General features: G+C 64.0%; 18 protein-coding genes. 13 read left to right on the top strand and 5 right to left on the bottom strand.

Annotation, left to right across the window (positions count from 1 at the left end; translation table 11 throughout):
* Positions 1 to 10 precede the first annotated feature (10 nt).
* From meaB to accC, 3 genes are all read left to right on the top strand, one after another.
* Positions 11 to 1,009: a methylmalonyl Co-A mutase-associated GTPase MeaB gene (gene meaB / locus E4Q23_RS03585; protein WP_169065359.1), complete on the top strand. Its 999-nt coding sequence runs from the start codon at positions 11 to 13 to the stop codon at positions 1,007 to 1,009.
* Between the two features lie 92 nt (positions 1,010 to 1,101).
* The gene (locus tag E4Q23_RS03580; RefSeq protein WP_169065358.1) at positions 1,102 to 2,634 is read left to right on the top strand and encodes an acyl-CoA carboxylase subunit beta; all 1,533 of its coding nucleotides are present in this window, start codon (positions 1,102 to 1,104) and stop codon (positions 2,632 to 2,634) included.
* 19 nt (positions 2,635 to 2,653) lie between these two features.
* Entirely contained in the window at positions 2,654 to 4,642 is a 1,989-nt protein-coding gene (gene accC / locus E4Q23_RS03575; protein WP_169065357.1) for an acetyl-CoA carboxylase biotin carboxylase subunit, read from the top strand.
* Between the two features lie 229 nt (positions 4,643 to 4,871).
* Here the strand turns inward: accC and E4Q23_RS03570 are convergent, their stop codons facing one another.
* From E4Q23_RS03570 to polA, 4 genes are all read right to left on the bottom strand, one after another.
* Positions 4,872 to 5,456, bottom strand: coding sequence for a DUF2242 domain-containing protein (locus E4Q23_RS03570; protein WP_291995796.1), 585 nt, complete (start codon positions 5,454 to 5,456; stop codon positions 4,872 to 4,874).
* A 153-nt stretch (positions 5,457 to 5,609) separates the two neighbouring features.
* A complete protein-coding gene (locus E4Q23_RS03565; protein WP_169065411.1) occupies positions 5,610 to 6,290 on the bottom strand; it encodes a glutathione S-transferase family protein in 681 nt (226 codons plus the stop codon).
* Positions 6,291 to 6,379: 89 nt separating this feature from the next.
* Positions 6,380 to 7,777, bottom strand: a complete 1,398-nt coding sequence (locus E4Q23_RS03560) for a glutamate decarboxylase (RefSeq protein ID WP_169065356.1) — start codon at positions 7,775 to 7,777, stop codon at positions 6,380 to 6,382.
* An 81-nt stretch (positions 7,778 to 7,858) separates the two neighbouring features.
* On the bottom strand, positions 7,859 to 10,642 hold the full coding sequence (gene polA, locus E4Q23_RS03555) for a DNA polymerase I (protein WP_169065355.1): 2,784 nt from the start codon (positions 10,640 to 10,642) through the stop codon (positions 7,859 to 7,861).
* Between the two features lie 260 nt (positions 10,643 to 10,902).
* Here polA and E4Q23_RS03550 point away from each other — a divergent pair, with 260 nt between their 5' ends.
* The 10 genes from E4Q23_RS03550 (at position 10,903) to E4Q23_RS03505 (ending at position 18,203) form a co-directional block, all read left to right on the top strand.
* Entirely contained in the window at positions 10,903 to 11,253 is a 351-nt protein-coding gene (locus tag E4Q23_RS03550) for a DUF2782 domain-containing protein (RefSeq protein ID WP_169065354.1), read from the top strand.
* 103 nt (positions 11,254 to 11,356) lie between these two features.
* A complete protein-coding gene (locus E4Q23_RS03545; RefSeq protein WP_169065353.1) occupies positions 11,357 to 12,322 on the top strand; it encodes a homoserine kinase in 966 nt (321 codons plus the stop codon).
* A gap of 33 nt (positions 12,323 to 12,355) precedes the next feature.
* Entirely contained in the window at positions 12,356 to 13,093 is a 738-nt protein-coding gene (locus E4Q23_RS03540; protein ID WP_248595217.1) for a BPSS1780 family membrane protein, read from the top strand.
* A gap of 17 nt (positions 13,094 to 13,110) precedes the next feature.
* Complete coding sequence (locus E4Q23_RS03535; protein ID WP_169065351.1) at positions 13,111 to 13,890, top strand: BPSS1780 family membrane protein; 780 nt, start codon at positions 13,111 to 13,113, stop codon at positions 13,888 to 13,890.
* Positions 13,883 to 14,557, top strand: coding sequence for a nicotinate-nucleotide adenylyltransferase (nadD, locus tag E4Q23_RS03530; protein WP_169065350.1), 675 nt, complete (start codon positions 13,883 to 13,885; stop codon positions 14,555 to 14,557). The genes E4Q23_RS03535 and nadD overlap by 8 nt, the downstream gene beginning before the upstream one ends.
* A 7-nt stretch (positions 14,558 to 14,564) precedes the next feature.
* A complete protein-coding gene (gene rsfS / locus E4Q23_RS03525) occupies positions 14,565 to 14,948 on the top strand; it encodes a ribosome silencing factor (RefSeq protein WP_169065349.1) in 384 nt (127 codons plus the stop codon).
* Positions 14,945 to 15,415 (top strand): 23S rRNA (pseudouridine(1915)-N(3))-methyltransferase RlmH, encoded by a 471-nt coding sequence (gene rlmH / locus E4Q23_RS03520; RefSeq protein WP_169065348.1) that lies wholly within the window; start codon positions 14,945 to 14,947, stop codon positions 15,413 to 15,415. The genes rsfS and rlmH overlap by 4 nt, the downstream gene beginning before the upstream one ends.
* Positions 15,415 to 16,041 (top strand): Maf family protein, encoded by a 627-nt coding sequence (locus E4Q23_RS03515; protein ID WP_169065347.1) that lies wholly within the window; start codon positions 15,415 to 15,417, stop codon positions 16,039 to 16,041. Before rlmH ends, E4Q23_RS03515 begins: the two co-directional genes overlap by 1 nt.
* Positions 16,042 to 16,080: 39 nt before the next feature.
* Positions 16,081 to 16,743 (top strand): response regulator, encoded by a 663-nt coding sequence (locus E4Q23_RS03510; protein ID WP_169065346.1) that lies wholly within the window; start codon positions 16,081 to 16,083, stop codon positions 16,741 to 16,743.
* Positions 16,743 to 18,203 carry an ATP-binding protein gene (locus E4Q23_RS03505; RefSeq protein ID WP_169065345.1) on the top strand — a complete coding sequence of 487 codons (1,461 nt, stop codon included), beginning with the start codon at positions 16,743 to 16,745 and terminating at the stop codon, positions 18,201 to 18,203. The genes E4Q23_RS03510 and E4Q23_RS03505 overlap by 1 nt, the downstream gene beginning before the upstream one ends.
* Positions 18,204 to 18,407: 204 nt before the next feature.
* On the opposite strand, the gene ubiB is transcribed toward E4Q23_RS03505, so the two are convergent.
* Positions 18,408 to 19,955: a ubiquinone biosynthesis regulatory protein kinase UbiB gene (gene ubiB / locus E4Q23_RS03500; RefSeq protein ID WP_169065344.1), complete on the bottom strand. Its 1,548-nt coding sequence runs from the start codon at positions 19,953 to 19,955 to the stop codon at positions 18,408 to 18,410.
* Positions 19,956 to 19,976: the final 21 nt, after the last annotated feature.

Below are 19,976 nucleotides of genomic sequence, written 5' to 3'. Positions count from 1 at the left end.
AGCCATGGATATGACCCACTCTTCAACCACCAGCATGGCCACGGCTGACCAGCATCTCGTCGACGGCGTCCTCGCCTGCCGTCGACGGGCCTTGGCCAAAGCCATCACCCTCGTCGAATCGACGCGCACTGATCATCAGCGTCGCGCCCGACAGGTGCTCACGGCGCTGCTCCCGCACACCGGACGAACCATCCGCGTCGGCATCTCTGGCGCACCCGGTGCCGGCAAATCAACTTTTATCGAATCGCTCGGCCTGTTCCTGATCGGCGCAGGCAAACGCGTCGCCGTGCTCGCCGTCGACCCCTCGTCGTCAGTCTCCGGCGGTTCGATTCTCGGTGACAAGACGCGCATGGAACTGCTCTGCCAGCGCGACGAAGCCTTCATCCGTCCCAGCCCGTCCTCGGGTTCGCTGGGCGGAGTCGCCGACAAGACACGCGAGGCGATGCTGCTCTGCGAAGCCGGCGGCTTTGACGTGATCATCGTCGAGACCGTCGGCGTCGGTCAATCCGAAACGACGGTAGCCGGCATGGTCGATGCGTTCGTCCTGCTGCAGTTACCCAGCCAGGGCGATGACCTGCAGGCCATCAAGAAGGGAATTGTCGAAATTGCCGACCTGATCATCTTCAACAAGGCCGATATCGACGAACGCGCCGCGGCCGCCGCGCGCAGTCAGATGCGTACCGCACTGACCATGCTGCGCAGCGCCAGCCCGAACTGGCGGCCGCCGGTGCTCACCTGCAGCGCGCTTGGCAAGCGCGGCATCGCCGAGTTCTGGGCCGAAATCGAGCGCTACCAGGGGCTCATGAAGGCAAGCGGCGAATTCGAACAAAAGCGCCGCCGGCAGGCGGTGGACTGGATGTGGAGCCTGATAGATTCCGGTCTGCGCCGCTACTTCCGCGCCCATCCGGCCATACGAGCGGCCCTGCCCGAGCTTTCCAGTGATGTCGCCGAGGGGCGGACGACGCCCGGCGCGGCTGCCGCACGGCTGCTGACGCTGATGAAGGAATGATTTCTTGAGTCGGATCAGGATCGTCCGACTCGCAAGCGTAGTTCTGATGTTTGAGTAGTTCTGATTGACCCGACCGTTAGGGAGTAAACCTTATGCACGACATTATTCGCCAGCTTGCAGAAAAGCGTGCGGCGGCGTGTCTGGGTGGTGGCCAGAAACGCATCGATAACCAGCACAGCAAGGGCAAACTGTCCGCCCGCGAGCGCATCGAGCTCTTGCTCGACAGCGGTTCCTTCGAAGAATGGGACATGTTCAAGGAACACCGTTGTCACGACTTCGGCATGGCCGAACAGTCGGTCCCCGGCGACGGTGTGGTGATTGGCTGCGGAACCATCAACGGCCGCCTGATGTTCGTCTTTTCGCAGGACTTCACCGTCTTCGGCGGTTCGCTGTCCGAAGCGCATGCTGAAAAAATCTGCAAGGTCATGGACCACGCGATCAAGGTGGGAGCGCCGGTGATCGGCCTCAACGACTCGGGCGGCGCACGCATCCAGGAAGGAGTCGCTTCGCTGGCCGGTTATGCCGACGTTTTCCAGCGCAACGTTCTCGCCTCGGGCGTCGTTCCGCAGATCTCGCTGATCATGGGACCTTGTGCCGGCGGCGCCGTCTATAGCCCCTCGATGACCGACTTCATCTTCATGGTCAAGGACTCGTCGTACATGTTCGTCACCGGCCCGGAAGTGGTCAAGACGGTGACCCATGAAGACGTCACCGCCGAAGAACTTGGCGGCGCCGTCACCCACACCAGCAAATCCGGGGTTGCCGACCTGGCTTTCGAAAATGATGTCGAGGCGCTGATGATGCTGCGCCGCTTCATCAGCTTCCTGCCTTCGAACAACCGTGAAAAGCCACCGCGCCTGCCCTCGCAGGATCCTGCCGAGCGCCTCGACTTCTCGCTCGACACCCTGGTACCGGACAATACCAACAAGCCGTACAACATCAAGGAACTGATCATCAAGGTCGCGGATGATGGCGACTTCTTCGAACTGCAGCGCGAGTACGCCAAGAACATCGTCATCGGCTTTGCGCGCCTGGACGGCTCGACCGTCGGCATCGTCGCCAACCAGCCGCTGGTCCTGGCCGGCTGCCTGGACATCAAGAGCTCGATCAAGGCGGCGCGCTTCGTGCGCTACTGCGACGCTTTCAACATTCCGGTGGTGACCTTTGTCGACGTTCCCGGTTTCATGCCCGGCACCTCGCAGGAGTACGGCGGCATCATCAAGCACGGCGCCAAGCTGCTCTACGCCTACGCCGAGTGCACGGTGCCCAAGATCACCGTGATCACCCGCAAGGCCTACGGCGGTGCCTACGACGTGATGGCCTCCAAGCACCTGCGTGGCGACGTCAACTTCGCCTGGCCATCGGCCGAAATCGCCGTCATGGGTCCGAAAGGCGCGGTCGAGATCATTTTCCGCGAGGAGAAGAATGACCCGGAGAAACTGGCCGCACGCGAAGCGGAATACAAGGCCAAGTTCGCCAACCCCTTCGTCGCCGGAGCCCGCGGCTTCATCGACGACGTGATCATGCCGCACGAGACCCGCAAGCGCATCTGCCGCTCACTGGCCATGTTGCGGGACAAGAAACTGGAAAACCCGTGGCGCAAGCACGGCAACATTCCGCTTTGATCCACGGGGAGAAATAGAGATGTTCAAGAAAATACTGATCGCCAACCGCGGCGAAATTGCCTGCCGGGTCATGAAGACCGCCAAGCAGATGGGTATCCTGACGGTCGCCGTCTATTCCGAAGCCGACAAGGACTCGATGCACGTGCTGATGGCCGACGAAGCCGTGTGTATCGGCCCGGCAGCGTCCAAGGAATCGTACCTGGCGATGGACAAGATCATCGCCGCCTGCAAACAGACCGGCGCCGAAGCGGTGCACCCTGGCTACGGCTTCCTCTCCGAGAACGAGGAGTTCTCGCGTCGTCTCGAAGAAAGCGGCATCATCTTCATCGGCCCGAAGCACCATTCGATCGCCGCCATGGGCGACAAAATTGCCTCGAAGACGCTGGCTCAAGAAGCCAAGGTCAACACCATCCCCGGCTACAACGCGGCCATCGAAGATTCCGCTACCGCCGTCGGCATCGCCAAGGATATCGGTTACCCGGTCATGATCAAGGCCTCTGCCGGTGGTGGCGGCAAGGGACTGCGCGTCGCCTACAACGACGCGGAGGCCGCCGAAGGCTTTGATGCCTGCCGCAACGAGGCGCGCAACAGCTTTGGCGACGATCGCGTGTTCATCGAGAAGTTTGTCGAGGGACCGCACCATATCGAAATACAGCTCATTGCCGACTCCTTTGGCAACACCGTCTATCTGCTCGAACGCGAGTGTTCGATTCAGCGACGGCACCAGAAAGTCATCGAGGAAGCCCCGTCGCCCTTTATCGACGACAGCATCCGCAAAGCCATGGGTGAGCAGGCCGTGGCACTGGCCAAGGCGGTGAAGTATCAAAGCGCTGGTACCGTCGAGTTCGTCGTCGGTTCCGACAAGTCGTTCTACTTCCTGGAAATGAATACTCGCCTGCAGGTCGAGCATCCGGTCACCGAAATGATCACCGGCGTCGATCTCGTCGAGTTGATGATCCGCGTCGCCGCCGGCGAGAAACTGCCTTTCGTGCAGGACGATATCAAGGCCAATGGCTGGGCCATCGAGTGCCGGATCAACGCCGAAGACCCCTTCCGCGGCTTCCTGCCGTCGATCGGGCGCCTGGTCAAGTATCGGCCACCGGAAGCCGTCGAAGGGGAAGTCCGGGTCGATACCGGGGTCTTCGAAGGTGGCGAGATTTCGATGTATTACGACTCGATGATCGCCAAGCTGATCTGCCACGGCTCGACCCGCGAGCAGGCGGTCAATCGCATGCGCGACGCACTGAACGCCTTCGTGATCCGCGGCATCAGTTCGAACATTCCATTCCAGGCCGCGCTGATGCAGAACAAGCGTTTCCTGTCGGGGATTTTCACCACTTCTTTCCTGGCCGACGAGTTCCCGAGCGGCTTCGTCGCCAGCGACGTGGTGCACCAGGATCCGGGCCTGCTTGCCGCCGTCGCCGCCTTCGGGCGTCGTCGCTACATCGACCGGGCAGTCCAGGTCAGTGGTCAGATGCCCGGGCACGAGCGCAAGGTCGGCAGCGGCTGGGTGGTGCAGATGGAAGGCAAGGACTACCCAGTGGTGGTCACGCCGATCCCCGGCGGCTACTCGGTCACCTACGGCGCGGATCGCTACGATCTCGTTTCCGACTGGCGGTTCGGCGAACAGGTCTTCCACGGTACCTGTAACGGCGAACCGCTATGCCTGCAACTCGAACGCATCGGCCTGCTCTATCGCGTCGTCCACTTCGGCAAGCAGGTCAAGGCGACGGTAATGACCGCCAATGCTGCCCGCATGCTGGCGCTGATGCCGAAGAAGGTGCCGCCGGATCTCTCCAAGTTCCTGCTCTCGCCGATGCCGGGCTTGCTGCGTGAAGTTTCGGTCAGCGTCGGCCAGCAGGTCAGCGCCGGCGAAAAGCTGGCTGTCATCGAAGCGATGAAGATGGAGAACGTTCTCCGCGCCGAGCTTGACTGCAAGGTCAAGAAGATCCTTACCGAGCCGGGCGAGAGCCTGGCGGTCGATCAGGTGATCATCGAGTTCGAATGAGTCTGACGCAGCGACAGTTCGGCGACCGTCGAAGCCCGCCTCCCGGCGGGCTTTTTTGTTTCACGGAGCGATCGCGAAGAAGATCCTTGCGGCTTTGCCGGTCCCCAGACCATCCGGGCCAACAGTTGCGCGAAAACCCCCCATGGCGCCTTCACGCCATGAGGACTGGGGGGAGTCATCCTATCGGTTTGTTGCTGCAAGCACCCTGCCCGGCAGCCGCGAACCGACCCTAGCGCATGTCCTCCGGCGCCGGCAGATTGTGCTGCATAAGTACGAAGAAACGATCGTAGAAGGGCCCGGCCGGGATCGTTTCGCTGGCCACCTTGACCAGCGAATCCTCGGTCGCCGAGAGCGGTATCGACAAGGTGCCGAGCGCTGCGACGCCGACGCTCGCCGAACTCGGGTTCTTCTTGAGCGCGTAGCGGTCCTGGACTGCGCTGACATAAGCGGTCGCCAACTTGCCCCCCGTACCCACCGGAGCGCAAACAACATTGAAAACGATCTGCACATGCACCTCACCCTCGGGCTGGAAGCTCTTGGTTGCGCTTAGGAAATCGTGCACCTGGGCAGTCATTCGGTAACCCTGGCTGAGCAAGGCGCGGCGTGCCGCTTCGCAGGTCTCCTCGACGCCGGCGTCGAAGAGACGTGAAAACGTCTCGTCGGCCGCGAAGCCTTCCCGCTGGTAAACGGTGGCGCGGTCGGGCGAACTGGTGCAAGCAGCCAGCACGCCAAGCAGCAGCATTCCGGCCAGCCCCTGGCGAACAGAAAGTGACCGACAGCAGCTCGACAGCCAGCTCACTTCATTGTCTGCCACAGGTTTCCTGCACGTAGGCATCGCCATTCTCCGGTCGGCGGCAGGGCAGATAGCACCCTACTCCAAAGCGATTCGGCGCCGCAAGCATCGCGCAAGCTGGCGAGTTGAGCCAGGTCAAGCCAGATACTCCACCATCAATCGCGGCACACCGTTTCAGGCGCACGTTCGATACGGCTCCTCGAAGTCCAGGAAGTCGTGCTCGGCCAGCGCGCCCTCGCTCCAGGCAAGGACTCCCGGCAGCGCCTGCACGCGCTCGATATAGGCAGCAATGGCCGCCGGCACCGGCACCGCGTAGCTCACCAGGCGCTTGACCACTGGCGCGAAGAAAGCGTCAGCAATGGAAAACTTGCCGAACAGCAGCGGCCCGCCGTGCGCGACCAGCAACTCGCTCCACATCTGCACCAGCCGATCGACGTCTGCACGTACTGCCGCCTGTTCGCGCAAGACGCGTTGCCCGATCTCCGGCAACGCCGCTTCGATGTTCATCGGCAAGTGACTGCGCAAGGCACCGAAACCGGCGTGCATCTCGGCACAGACGCTGCGCGCGCGGGCGCGCGCTTGCCGCTCGACGGGCCACAGCTGCCGATCAGGATATTTCTCGGCCAGGTACTCGGCAATCGCCAGCGTGTCCCAGACCGCAAAACCGTCATCCACCAACACCGGCACGCGGCCGGCCGGGCTGTGCCGGGCGAGTTCGGTCTTGAACTTCGAGTCGGGCGTGAAGGCATCGAAGCGCAGCATCACCTCGGCGAAAGGAATTTCTGCCTGACGTAGCAGCACCCACGGGCGCATCGACCAGGACGAGTAGTTTTTGTTGCCGATAAAGAGCTGCATGGACATGGTGATTCACCTTTCATTGACAGGACAATCGCGCTGCCGCCGGACTCGGTGTGCAGAGTGCACTCCGGCAAACGCCGCCTTTCTCAGTGATGGAAGCCGGAAGCTTCGGCGGCGCTCAGCGGCGCCGGCAGCCGGTGTTTGGCAAAGTACTCGAGTGCGCGCCGGATGTCTTCCACCAGCAACGTCGCCAGGTCGCGGCTGACTCCGTGCCGCACGAGGATGCGCTGGATTGCGAGATCCTGACGATTGGCCGGCAAGGCATAGGCGGGCACTTGCCAGCCACGACTGCGCAGGCGGTCGGCCAGATCGTAAAGGCTGAAGCCCGGATCGGCGCCCTCCTTCATCTTCCAGCACAAGGCCGGGATGCCGGCGTCGCGATCGCCGCCGTAGATGATCTCGAAAGGTCCGAGTTCGGCGATTCTGGCGGCGAGGTAAGCGGCGGTGTCGTAGCAGGCGCCGTGAATCTTGCCATAGCCCTCCCTGCCCAAACGCAGGAAATTGTAGTACTGGCAAACCACCTGCCCGCCCGGCCGCGAGAAGTTCAGGGCGATGTCGCGCATGTTGCCACCCAGGTAATTCACCCAGAAGACCATTTCATCGGGCAGGTCGGCAGCTTCCCGCCAGATGACCCAGCCGACACCGAGCAGCGACAGACCGAACTTGTGGCCCGAGGTGTTGATCGACTTGACGCGCGGAATACGGAAATCCCAGACCAGATCCGGGGCACAGAAGGGCGCCAGAAAACCACCGCTGGCGCCGTCGACATGCATCGGGATGTCCAGTCCCTGCTCTTCATGCAACTGATCGAGCGCGTCGGCGACCGCCTTGACCGGCTCGTACTGGCAGGTGAAAGTCACCCCCAAGGTCGCTACGACACCGATGGTGTTCTCGTCACAGCGCTTGAGCACTTCCTCGGCAGTCATCAGCAGACGTTCGCCTTCGAGAGGAATCTCGCGCAGCTCGATGTCCCAATAGCGGGCGAACTTGTGCCAGCAGATCTGCACCGGGCCGGTAATCAGATTCGGCTTGTCGATCGGCTTGCCGGCCGCTTTTCGTTGGCCCTCCCAGCGCCGCTTCATGGCCATGCCGCCAAGCATCGCCGCTTCGCTCGAACCGGTCGTCGAGCAGCCGACGGTATTCGCCGCCGTCGGCGAGTTCCAGAGATCGGCGAGCATGTGCACACAACGGGCCTCGATTTCGGCGGTCTGCGGGTACTCATCCTTGTCGACCATGTTCTTGTCCATGCACTCATCCATCAGCTGATGGACTTCGGGCTCGGCCCAGGTCTGACAGAAGGTCGCCAGGTTCTGCCGCGCGTTGCCGTCGAGCATCAACTCGTCGTGGACCACCGAGTAGGCATGGCGCGGATCGTGTTCCGACGCCGGGAACCTGTACTTGGGCATGCTGACCGACAAATCGGCCGAGGCGTACACCTCGTCCTCGAGTTTCTCGCGAATGCTTTCTTTCTCGTGGAGGGGCATGCTGTTGTGCCTTTCGCTGTTGGATGAAATACGTCGCGTGCTGCGTTCTGATCGCGCGTCGCGCTACCGCCTGCCCTGGCCTCAGTGCGCCTGGTCCCAATTGGCGCCAACACCGACATCGACCACTAGCGGCACGCGCAGGGTCGCCCAGTCGGTCATCAGTCCCGGCAACGCGGCGCGCACACGCGCCAGCTCGCCGTCGGGAACTTCGAGCACCAGTTCGTCATGCACCTGCATCAGCAGGCGCGTCTGCAGGCCCTCGGCGTCGAGCCAGCCCTGGACGACAATCATCGCCGACTTGATCAGGTCCGCCGCCGAGCCCTGCATCGGCGCGTTGATCGCCGCGCGTTCGGCACCCTGGCGACGCGCAGCCTGGCTGGAGCGAATTTCGGGAAGCCATAGGCGACGCCCGAAAACGGTGTCGACGTAGCCCTGCGTCCTGGCCATCTCGCGCGTCCTGGCCATGTAGCCGGCGACACCCGGATAGCGTGCAAAATAGCGCTCGATATAGGCTTGCGCGGCGCTACGTTCGAGGTCCAGTTGCCGGGCCAGCCCGAAAGCACTCATGCCGTAGATCAGGCCAAAGTTGATGACCTTGGCGACGCGCCGCTGATCCGGGCCGACGTCGCCCGCACTGACGCCGAAGATCTCGGCAGCGGTTGCCCGATGCACATCCTCGCCCTGCGCGAAAGCTTCCAGCAGACGCGGGTCCTCCGAGAGGTGGGCCATGATCCGCAGTTCGATCTGCGAATAGTCCGCCGATACAATGCTGCAGCCGGCGGGAGCAATGAAGGCCGCGCGGATGCGCCTTCCTTCGGGCGTGCGCACCGGGATGTTCTGCAGGTTGGGATCGCTCGACGCCAAGCGGCCGGTGACTGCTACCGCCTGCGCGTAGCTGGTATGTACCCGTCCGCTCTGGGCATTGACCATTTTCGGCAGCTTGTCGCTATAGGTGCTCTTGAGCTTGGCCAGTTGTCGCGATTCGAGCAGGATCTTGGGCAGCGGGTAGTCCAGTGCCAACTCCGAGAGCACTTCTTCGTCGGTCGACGGCGACCCGGAGGGCGTTTTCTTCTTCACCGGCAGACCCAGCGTGCCGAAGAGGATTTCCGCCAGCTGCTTCGGCGAGTTGACATTGAACGGCTGCCCGGCCGCCGCGTGTGCCTGCGCTTCGAGCTCGAGCAGGCGCTTGCCGATCTCGGAACTCTGTTCGCTGAGCAACTGCGCATCGATCAGCACGCCGGTCCGCTCCATGCGCAACAGGATCTCGCGCACCGGCATCTCGATCGTCTCGTAGACCCGCAGTAGACCCGCATCGGCGGTGATCTGCGGATAAAGCCTGGCGTGCAGCCGCAGGCACAGATCGGCGTCCTCGGCAGCATATTCGGCGGCCTGCTCGATGGCCACCTGGGCAAAGCTGATCTGCTTGGCGCCCTTGCCGCACAGCGCTTCGTAGGGGATCGTCGCCAGCCCGAGATGGCGCGTCGCCAGGCGACCGAGGTCGTGGCCGCGAGCGCCGTCCTTGCCCGATTCGAGGACGTAGGATTGCAGCAGGGTATCGTGCGCGACGCCGGCCAGGGCAATGCCGTGGTTGGCCAGAACATGCTGGTCGTACTTGAGGTTCTGACCGATCTTGGCGTGTTTGGCGGATTCCAGCCAGGGCTTCAAACGCGCCAGCGTTGCGGCGCACGGTAACTGGTCCGGCCCGCCGGGATAGCAATGGGCCAGTGGCAGGTAGGCCGCTTCGCCTTCGGCGACCGCCAGAGAGAGGCCGACGATGCGCGCTGCAAAGGGGTCGAGGCTGGTGGTTTCGGTATCCAGGGCGGTCAGTGGGCTGGCGTCGATCTTCGCCAGCCAGCGCTCGAATGCCGCCTGGTCGAGGATCGTCTCGTAGTTCGCTCGATGCGCGTCGTCGGACAGGAGGCTCGCCTGCTCGGGCTGGGCAAGCGGCGGCAGCGGCGTGCTGCCCGCTGGCGTGCTCGACTGCGCGGCCTTCGCCGCGCCGCCCTCCGGAGTCTCCTGAATGTCGCGCAACCAGGAACGCATTTCGTAGTGTGCAAACAGCGCGGCCAGGCGTTCGCGGTCGACCGGGCGCGGCGCGAGGTCGGCGACTGCCAGGGGCAGCTCGAGGTCGCAGCGAACGGTGACCAGGCGCTGCGCCAGCGGCAGGAAGTCGAGCGCACGGCGCAGGTTCTGGCCGACGACGCCACCGATTTCGGCAGCGGCGGCAATGACGCCGGCGAGCGAACCATACTGGCTGAGCCACTTGACCGCCGTCTTGGCACCGACTTTGTCGACGCCGGGCACGTTGTCGACCGTATCACCGACCAGCGCCAGGTAGTCAACGATGCGCTCGGCGGCAACGCCGAACTTGGCGAGCACGCCGGCTTCATCGAGCACTTCGTTGCTCATGGTGTTGACCAGCTGTACCTGCGGAGCGACCAGTTGTGCGAGATCCTTGTCGCCGGTAGAGACCACCACGCTGACGCCCTGCGCCGCTGCCTGCTGCGCCAGCGTGCCGATCACGTCGTCCGCTTCGACCCCGTCGACGATCAACAGCGGCCAGCCCAGCGCGGCGATGGCGGCATGCAAGGGTTCGATCTGGCAGACCATATCCGCGGGCATCGGCGGCCGGTTGGCCTTGTACTGCGGGTACCAGTGGTCACGAAAAGTCTTGCCCTTGGCATCGAAAACACAGGCTTTGTAAGCGACATCGCGTGCCTGGTAGTCGCTTTCCAGTCGGCGCAGCATATTCAGCACGCCATGCAGCGCGCCAGTCGGCTCGCTGCGCGTCGTGCGCAGATCAGGCATGGCGTGGAAGGCACGGTAAAGGTAGGACGATCCGTCGACCAGGAGCAGGGTAGGCATCAGCGGGCCACCAGCGAGGAGAAAGAACTGAGGAAGAAGCACGAGCCAAACACTTGTTCGCCCCATCGCGAGGCCGTGGAGAAACCCCTGTCCGGCGAAGCAATGTTGGCGAATCGGCAAACATTATCGCAGACTTCGGCGAGGCCTCCGCGATCAGCGACATTACTGCCGACTACTTGCGTAGTCTTGTACTCGCTTGTACTCGCATCGACTTTGAACGATGATACTCACCGTTGGCTCAACCACCCGGAAACATCCCCATGCGTCGCATCCTATTGGCCCTCTTCGTACCATTTGTTCTGGCAATCGCTGCCCTGCCCGCTCTCGCGCAGGAGAGAACCGATCTGCAGCCCTTGCCCGCCGTCCCGCCACCGCCGCCGGAAATGGCGCCGTTCGACGAGAGCCTGGAACCCGAAGTGACGATCAAGAAACGCGAGGGCGACACCATCGAGGAGCACCGGATCAACGGCAAGCTGTTCAAGATCAAGGTAACCCCCGCCCACGGTGTTCCCTACACCCTGATCGACCGCAACGGCGACGGCAACTTTAGCCAGACGACAATGGGCTCGGCCGATGTCAGCGTCCCGCAATGGGTGATCGGCACCTTCTGACGCGCTGGCACTCACGCTCACCTGCCGGCCCGCTGTTAGCAGCGCTTTTACCAGCGCCCCTGCCAATCCTCCGCCACCCCTTTTCACAGCTCTCGGGAGAGCCATGTCGGTATTCACCCAGCTGACGACCGCGCAGGCGGCCGCCGGGCTCGAAGCCTATCCTCTGGGAAACCTCGAAGCGCTGACCGGGATCGCCGAAGGCGTGCAGAACTCCAACTTCTTCCTGAACACCAGCACCGGCGACTATGTGTTGACCCTCTTCGAAGAAGTGACAGCCGAGCAGGCCCCGTTCTACATTCAGCTGCTGGCCCATCTGGCGGCGCAGGGCTTGCCCTGCCCGGCCCCGGTCGCCAACCGCCGCGGCGCATTGTTGACCACCCTCGGCGACAAACCGGCGGTCATCGTCAGCCGCCTTGCCGGGCGCTCTGAAGACACGCCAAACCTGGCGCAGTGCGCCGCAGTGGGCGGCCTGCTGGCCGCGCTGCACCTCGCCGCGCGCTCCTTCCCGGCGCCACCAAGGCATCAGCGCGATATCGACTGGTGCGCAAGGGTGGCCGTCGAGATCGAATCCTGCCTCGCTGAAGACGACGCCCGGCTGCTGCGCGACGAGCTGCGCCAGCAACGGGCCCTGCGCCCGGACGATCTGCCGCGCGGGCTGATTCACGCCGATCTTTTTCGCGACAACGTCCTGTTCTCGGGCGATCGCATCAGCGGCGTGCTCGACTTCTACTTCGCCGGCGTCGACGATCTGCTTTTTGATCTGGCGGTGACCGTCAACGACTGGTGCCTGACCGCCGACGCGGCGCTCGACAGTGAGCGCTGCGCCGCCCTGCTCGGCGCCTATGACGCCCAACGACCGCTGTTGCCAGCCGAGCAAGCGGCATGGCCGACGCTGCTGCGCGCTGCGGCGCTGCGCTTCTGGATCTCGCGCCTGCAGGACTACCATTTGCCGCGGACCGGAGACCTGGTCCTTATGCGTGACCCGGACGCCTACCGCTCGATCCTGCTGGCGCGCATCGCGTCGGGCAGCAAAGTGCCCTGGCTTGCCTCACCCGCCCAGGGCGACTAGCATTTGCACTCTATTCTCGACACGAGCATGAGCATGCCTTCCTTCCCTATCCCGGCACCGCAGTTCAACGGCGCCTGCCGCCGCGTCGCGGCCGGCAGCGCACTGAGCTGGCTGAAGCAGGGCTGGGCCCTGTTCATCGCCAATCCCGGGGCCTGGATCGCAATGATGGTCATCGTTATCGTCATCTACATCGGCCTGGCGATAGTCCCCTTGATTGGCCCACTCGCCGCCCACCTGCTGACGCCGGTACTGGCAGCCGGCATGCTGGTCGCCTGCCACAAGCTGGCGCGTGAGCAGGGGCTCGAAATCAGCGACCTCTTCGCCGGTTTCCAGCAGCACACGGCGGCGTTGCTGACGCTCGGCGTGCTGTACATGCTGGTCCTGCTGGCGCTGTTCGTGCTGGTGATGCTGCTCGCCGGCAGCGGCATGGCCGGCGCCATGATGATGCAAAGCCCCATGGCGGCGGGCATCGCTTTCGGCGGGGTGGCGCTGGCCGGGGTGCTCTGGCTGCTGCTCTCGGTGCCCATCGTGATGGCCATCTGGTTTGCCCCGGCGCTGGTCATTTTCAACGCCATGCAGCCAGTCGACGCGCTCAAGGCAAGCTTCAACGCCTGCCTCAGGAACGTCGTCGAGTTTCTGGTCTATGGCCTGCTGGTCATGGTCCTGTGTTTTTTTGCCGCACTGCCGGTCGGTCTCGGATTCCTGGTCCTCGGACCAGTCCTGGCCGGCTCCGTGTATGCTGCGTACCGTGACATTTTTCTCGCCGCCTGAACGCAACTGACGACAACATGCAAGCACTGACTCTTAACGCGGCGCACGGCTGGCGCTGGCTGGCCGAAGGCTTCCGGATTTTCCGGAAGAACCACCTCATGCTGACCTTCCTGGTCGTCAGCTACTGGATGTTGATGGCCATCGTCAATGTCATCCCGGTGATCGGCACCATCGCCACCACGCTGTGCATCCCGGCTTTTTCGGTCAGTCTGATGAACGCCTGCCGGAACATCGACAAAGGTGGGCCGCTTGGCCCGCAAACCCTGTTCTCGGGTTTTCAGAAGAACCCGCGCGCACTGATCACCCTGGGCGCCATTTACCTGGCGGCGACAGTCGGCATTCTCGCCATCTCGTCACTCGCCGATGGCGGCGCGCTGATGCAACTGATGCTCGCCGGCCGCACGCCGGATGCAGAGGTGCTCGCCAGTGGTGACGTAATGCTCGCCCTGCAGGTGGCGCTGATTCTCCTCTGCCCGCTGATCATGGCTTACTGGTATGCGCCAATTCTTGCCGCCTGGCATGGACTGTCGCCGGCCAAGGCGCTGTTCTTCAGTTTCATCGCCTGCGCCCGCAACTGGCGCGCTTTCCTGGTCTATTCACTGGCCCTCCTGGTCGCCGCAACGCTGCTCCCGGGGCTGCTGCTCGGCACCCTCGCCGCGCTGCTGCCGGACGGCGCGGCCCTGCTTACCGTCGTGCTCACCGTCTTGCTGGTCCTGATCCTGGCACCAACCGTGTTCGCCAGCTTCTACGTCAGCTACCGGGACGTCTTCGTCACGGCTACGGAAAGCGATGCCTGAGAAGCAAGGCGAGCAGCCACTGGGAATTTTTGGCGGCACTTTCGACCCGGTTCATTTCGGACACCTGCGGCTCGCCGAAGAAGCGGCCGACCACCTCCAGCTGGCCGCCGTGCGCTGGATTCCGGCCGGGCAGCCGCTGCTGCGCGCAGCGCCCCAGGTGAGCGCGCGCCACCGTCTGGCGATGGTGCACCTGGCCACAGCCGGGAATCCCGGCTTCGAAGTTGACGCCGCCGAAGTCGACGCCGCCCAGGCGAGTTACACCGTGCTCACCCTCGAACGCCTGCGCCAGGCCAATCAACTGGGCAAGCGGCGACCCCTGGTCCTGCTGCTCGGTGCCGACGCTTTCGCCGCCCTGCCCAACTGGCACCGCTGGCAGTCGCTGCTCGAACTGGTGCACATCGGCGTCGCCCATAGATCCGGCTTTCCGATCGACGTCGGCAAGCTGCCGGAAACGCTGACCGCCTGCTATCGTGAACGCTTGTGCACGCAGCCGACGGCCTTGCACGAATCGGCAGCCGGCCGTATCGCCACTTTTGCAATGACCCCGCTGGGCATTTCGGCAACGCAGATTCGCACGCTGCTGGCAAGCGGCAGCAGTCCGCGCTATCTGCTCCCCGATGAAGTCATCGCCTACATCCGCAAGCACAACCTTTACCCGGAGTACTGACTCGCCAATGAAACTCGCGCAGCTGGAAAAGCTCGTCGTCGACGCGCTCGAAGACATCAAGGGCCGTGACGTCGAAGTCATCAACACCACCAAACTGACCTCGCTATTTGACGCCATCGTCGTCGCCTGCGGCGACTCGAACCGCCAGGTCAGATCACTGGCCCGCAACGTTCAGGACAAGGCCCGCGAAGCGGGCGTTCATGTCCTCTCCTGCGAAGGCGAAGAAACCGGCGAATGGGTACTGGTCGACCTCGGCGACGTCGTCGTCCATGTCATGCAGCCGGCGATTCGCAGCTACTACCGGCTTGAAGAACTGTGGGGCGGCAAAGGCCCGGAGCGGGTCCGCCGGGCGAGCGCAGCGACTAAAGAGGCGGCCACCGGCGAGGAATGAAACTGGCCATCCTTGCCGTCGGCCACAAGCCGCCCGCATGGGTCGCGCAAGGCTGTGCCGAGTACCTCAAGCGCATGCCGCGCGAACTGCCCCTGGTGATCGTCGAGATCAAGCCCGAAGCGCGCGGCTCGAAGACCCGCGAGCAACTGCTGGCCGCCGAAAGGACCCGCCTGCTGGCCGCGCTGAACGGCTATCAGCGACTGATCGTCCTCGACGAACGCGGCGCCGACCTGAGCACCGTGCAGCTTGCCGAACGCCTGCAGGACTGGATGCGTAGCGGCGGCGCGACGGCTTTCGTGATCGGCGGCGCCGACGGTATCGACGCCGAACTCAAGGGACAAGCCGATGAAACCATCCGCCTCTCGAGCCTGACCCTGCCGCACGCCGTCGCCCGGCTAATCCTCTGCGAACAGCTCTATCGCGCCATCAGCGTCGTTCGCAACCACCCCTACCACCGGGAAGGCTGATGTCATTATTCTCTTTGCAGCACCGACGGGTGCACCTGGCGTCGCGCAGCCCGCGCCGACGCGAATTGCTGACCCAGATCGGCGTCGGCTTCGACACCATCGCCTTCCGCGATGCTCAGCGCGGCGACCCGGAACTCGACGAAACGCCGCTGCCCAAGGAAGCGCCGACGGCCTACGTCGAACGCCTCGCCCGCAACAAGGCGAGCCTGGGCTGGCGCATCGTCAACTGGCGCGGCCTGCTGCTGCAGCCCGTGCTGGCCGCCGATACGACCATCGAACTGGCGGGCGAACTGATTGGAAAACCGCTCGACGTCGACGACGCGCAGCGCATCCTGCGCCGCCTTTCCGGCCAGACACACCGCGTGCTGACCGCCGTCGCGGTCAGCTTCGACGAGCGCACCGAACTCCTCTGCTCGATCAGCGAAGTACGTTTTCGCGAACTCGATGACGACGAGATTGCGCGCTACGTCGCCAGCGGCGAGCCGATGGACAAAGCCGGCGCCTACGGCATCCAGGGGCGGGCGGCAATGTTCGTCGAACATATCGCCGGCAGCTACAGCGGCGTAATGGGGCTGCCGCTGTGCGAAGCGGCGCAACTCCTGAAACGCTTCGGCTACCAGGTGTAGCCCTAACAGACCGCCCCACGGAGAAAGGAAACCGGTTCAGTGCGCATTCTGCTGGTCGAAGATGATGCCTTGCTCGGCGACGGTATTCGTGCCGGTCTCAAGCTCGCCGACTACGCGGTGGACTGGGTGCGCGACGGCACGGCTGCGCGCCTGGCCCTGCTCGATCACGACTATCAGGCCTGCGTTCTCGATATCGGCCTGCCCAAGCGCGATGGCCTGTCGGTACTCAAGGAGCTGCGCGGACGCGGCAGTCAGCTGCCAGTGCTGATCCTCACCGCGCGCGACACCAGTGCCGACAAGATTGCCGGCCTGGACAGCGGCGCCGACGACTACCTGACAAAACCCTTTGATCTGCCCGAACTGCAAGCACGGCTGCGCGCCCTGATTCGCCGTGCGGGCGGCGCCGCGACGCCCACCCTGACGCACGCCGGCCTGGTCCTCGACCCGGCGAGCAAGCGGGTCACCCGGGACGGTCAGGCGATCAGCCTGTCGGCCCGCGAATACGCGCTGCTGCTCGACCTGCTGCGCCACAAAAAACACATCCGCAGCCGCCGCCAGATCGAGGAAAGCCTCTACGCCTGGGGCGAGGAAACCGGCAGCAACACCGTCGAAGTCCACATCCACAACCTGCGCCGCAAGCTCGGTGCCGACTTCATCCGCACCGTGCGCGGCCTCGGCTACCGACTGAGCGACGACGCCTGATGGGCAGCGGCCGCCCGCGCGCGCGCTTGCAGTCGCTGCGCTGGCGCCTGCTCGGCACCGTCTGCATCGCCGCTCTGCTGGGCCTGGTAATCAGCGGAGTACTCAGTTACGGGCAGGCGCAGCACGAAGCCGAAGAGTTGATGGACGGACATCTGACGCAATCGGCCCGACTCCTGCTGGCACTGGTACACGATAACGAAGACTATCTGGCAGAACTGGCGAAGCGCCTGGCGACGGTCAGCAACGAGCAGGCCCATCCCTACGAGCAATCGCTGGAGTTCCAGATTGGACGCGCCGACGGCTCCCTGCTGCTGCGCTCGGCGCATGCGCCCGACACGCCCTTGTCCAGCGAACCGGGCTACCGCGTCATCGAACACGACGGCCATCCCTGGCGGATGCTGACCCTGGCGGCGAGCACCGCCGGGCACTCGGACTACCACGTCCAGGTCGGCCAGTCGATCGCGCTACGCGACCGCGCGGCACTGGAAGTAGCCGGCCAGGCGGTGCTGCCGATCGCTTTGATCTCTCCGCTGCTGCTGCTCCTGCTCTACTTCTCGGTGCGGCGCGGGCTGAAGCCTCTCGACGATCTGGCCGCCGACGTTGCTTCACGTTCGCCGGAAAATCTCGGGCCACTGGCCAGTGTCGATGCGCCGCTGGAAGCGCAACCGCTACTGGCGGCGCTCAACCGCCTCCTGGGCCGGCTGCGCGACACACTGAGCAACGAAAGACGTTTTACTGCCGACGCCGCGCACGAGTTGCGAACACCACTGGCAGCCGTCCGGATTCAGGCACAGGTCGCCCAGCTCAGCAAGGACGCCAAAGACCGCCAGCACGCGCTGACGCAGATCCTGGCGAGCAGCGACCGAGCCACGCGCGTCCTCGAACAACTGTTGCGCCTGGCCCGCCTCGACCCGCTGGCCGGACTGCCCAGCCCTGAAGAAATCGACCTCGCCGCTCTGGCACAACAGGTGTTGGCCGATGGCGAAGAGTACCGTGAGCGTAGCGCGAGCACAGAGGCGTCAGAGGGCTGCGCGATTCGGCTCGAGGCCGATGCGTCACCTTTATCGCTCTTATTACCCTTTTCGCCCTTGCTGCTCAGGGGCGACGCCGAGCTGCTGGCGATAGCGCTGCGCAATCTGCTCGATAACGCCTTGCGCCATACCCCGCCGGGCAGCACGATCACCGTTTTCGCGCGGCGGCAGGGCAATGCCTTGGCGCTAGGAGTGGCCGACGATGGGCCCGGCGTAGCGCCCGCGGACTTGCCGCGACTCGTCGAACGCTTCTATCGTGGTCGCGACGCGCACGGCGAAGGAAGTGGCCTTGGCCTGGCCATCGTGCAGCGCGTCGCCGAACTGCACAACGCCTGCCTGCAGCTGGAAAACCTCGACGGCGGCGGTTTCACGGCCTACCTGCGCTGGCCCTTGCCGCCAGCGGTGAAGGTAGCAGTCCCTGGCGCTTGACCGTTAATGTGAAAGTCGCGCATGCGACTCACGAACCTCCCTTCTCCCCCTGCGGGAGAAGGGCCGGGGGTGAGACGGGGAATTCTGGGCGCATGCGCCCAGCCCGTCGAACGATTCCGGCGTGCAAACCGGAATGCGCACTGCAAGCGAGAGGGAAAACGGTCATGACTTTCATGATCTGAGGTGTATCGATTGTCATGACCGTTAGCCGAAGCGCAGTCCGAAATACTGGCTGAGCAGCAGCGCAGTCAGGAGCACGACGATGATCGCCAGCAAGCGGTTCTGCTGGCGCTGCGTGCGCACCAGTCTTGCCAGCTGCGGCGCCACATTGGGCGCCTCTGGCCGGGCCAGCGCCTGGTGCACCAGACGCGGCAGCTGCGGCAGCATGCGCGCCCAGTTTGGCGCCTCCTGCTCGACGCCACGCTGGAAGGCACGCCGGCCTACCTGTTCGTTCATCCAGCGTTCAAGAAAGGGCTTGGCGGTTTTCCAGAGGTCAAGATTGGGATCAAGCTGACGGCCGAGGCCCTCGATATTGAGCAGCGTTTTCTGCAGCATCACCAGCTGCGGCTGGATCTCGACGTTGAAGCGGCGCGAGGTCTGGAACAGCCGCAGCAGCACGCGACCGAAGGAGATTTCGTGCAGCGGGCGGTCGAAGATCGGCTCACAGACGGCACGCACGGCGGCTTCGAACTCGTCGGCGCGGGTATCGGGCGGCGCCCAGCCGGCTTCGATGTGCGCCGTCGCCACGCGTTTGTAATCGCGCTGAAAAAAAGCAAGGAAGTTCTGGGCCAGGTAATTCTTGTCGGTATCGGTCAGCGTCCCGACGATGCCGAAGTCGAGCGCGATGTAGCGGCCGTGGTGCTCCGGGTCGGTGGCAATGAAGATGTTGCCGGGGTGCATGTCGGCGTGAAAGAAACCGTCACGGAAGACCTGCGTGAAGAAGATCTCGACGCCGGCGCGCGACAAGGCCGGCAGGTCGATGCCGGCGACGATCAGCGCCCCGGTCTGACTGATCGGGATGCCACGCATCCGTTCCATGACCATCACCGTCGTCGTGCACTGGTCCCAGTACACTTCGGGAACCTGCAGCAGCTGCGAGCCATGGAAGTTGCGCCGCAGCTGCGAGCAGTTGGCGGCTTCGCGCATCAAGTCGAGTTCGTCGTAGAGATACTTGGCGAACTCGGCGACGACTTCGCGCGGCTTCAGGCGTTTGCCGTCCGACCATACCGTTTCGAGCAATCCGGCGAGGGTGTCGAGGAGCGCCAGGTCATTGGCGATGACGCTGCGCATTTCCGGACGCAGCACCTTGACCGCTACCTCCTGGCCGCCGTCTTCCGGACGCAGGCGCGCGAAGTGTACCTGTGCTATCGACGCACTGGCGACCGGCGTCGCGTCGAATTCGGCGAACACTTCGCTGGCCGGCCGGCCGTAGGCGGCCTCGATCTGCGCCAGCGCCAGCTCGGACGAGAACGGCGGCACGCGATCCTGCAATTTGGCCAGTTCGTCGGCAATGTCCGGGCGCAGCAGGTCGCGCCGCGTCGACAGCACCTGCCCGAACTTGACGAAAATCGGCCCCAGTGCTTCCAGGGCCAGACGCAGACGAACCGCCGAGGGCGTATCGAAGCGGCGCCAGAAGTGCAGCGTCCGCGATAGCGCGGCCAGACGACCGCTGGGCTCGTGTTCGAGAATCATCTCGTCGAGACCGAAGCGGCTGGCAATACTGAGGATTTTGGCGAGGCGGAAAAGTCGCACGGAAGAGGGGCGCCCTGTGGT

It is taken from the genome of Candidatus Accumulibacter phosphatis (genome assembly GCF_012939955.1).
GTDB classification, from domain to species: Bacteria; Pseudomonadota; Gammaproteobacteria; order Burkholderiales; family Rhodocyclaceae; genus Accumulibacter; species Accumulibacter delftensis.
The sequence above is the reverse complement of the archived record's forward strand: the minus strand, read 5'-3'. Positions and strand labels throughout refer to the sequence as shown.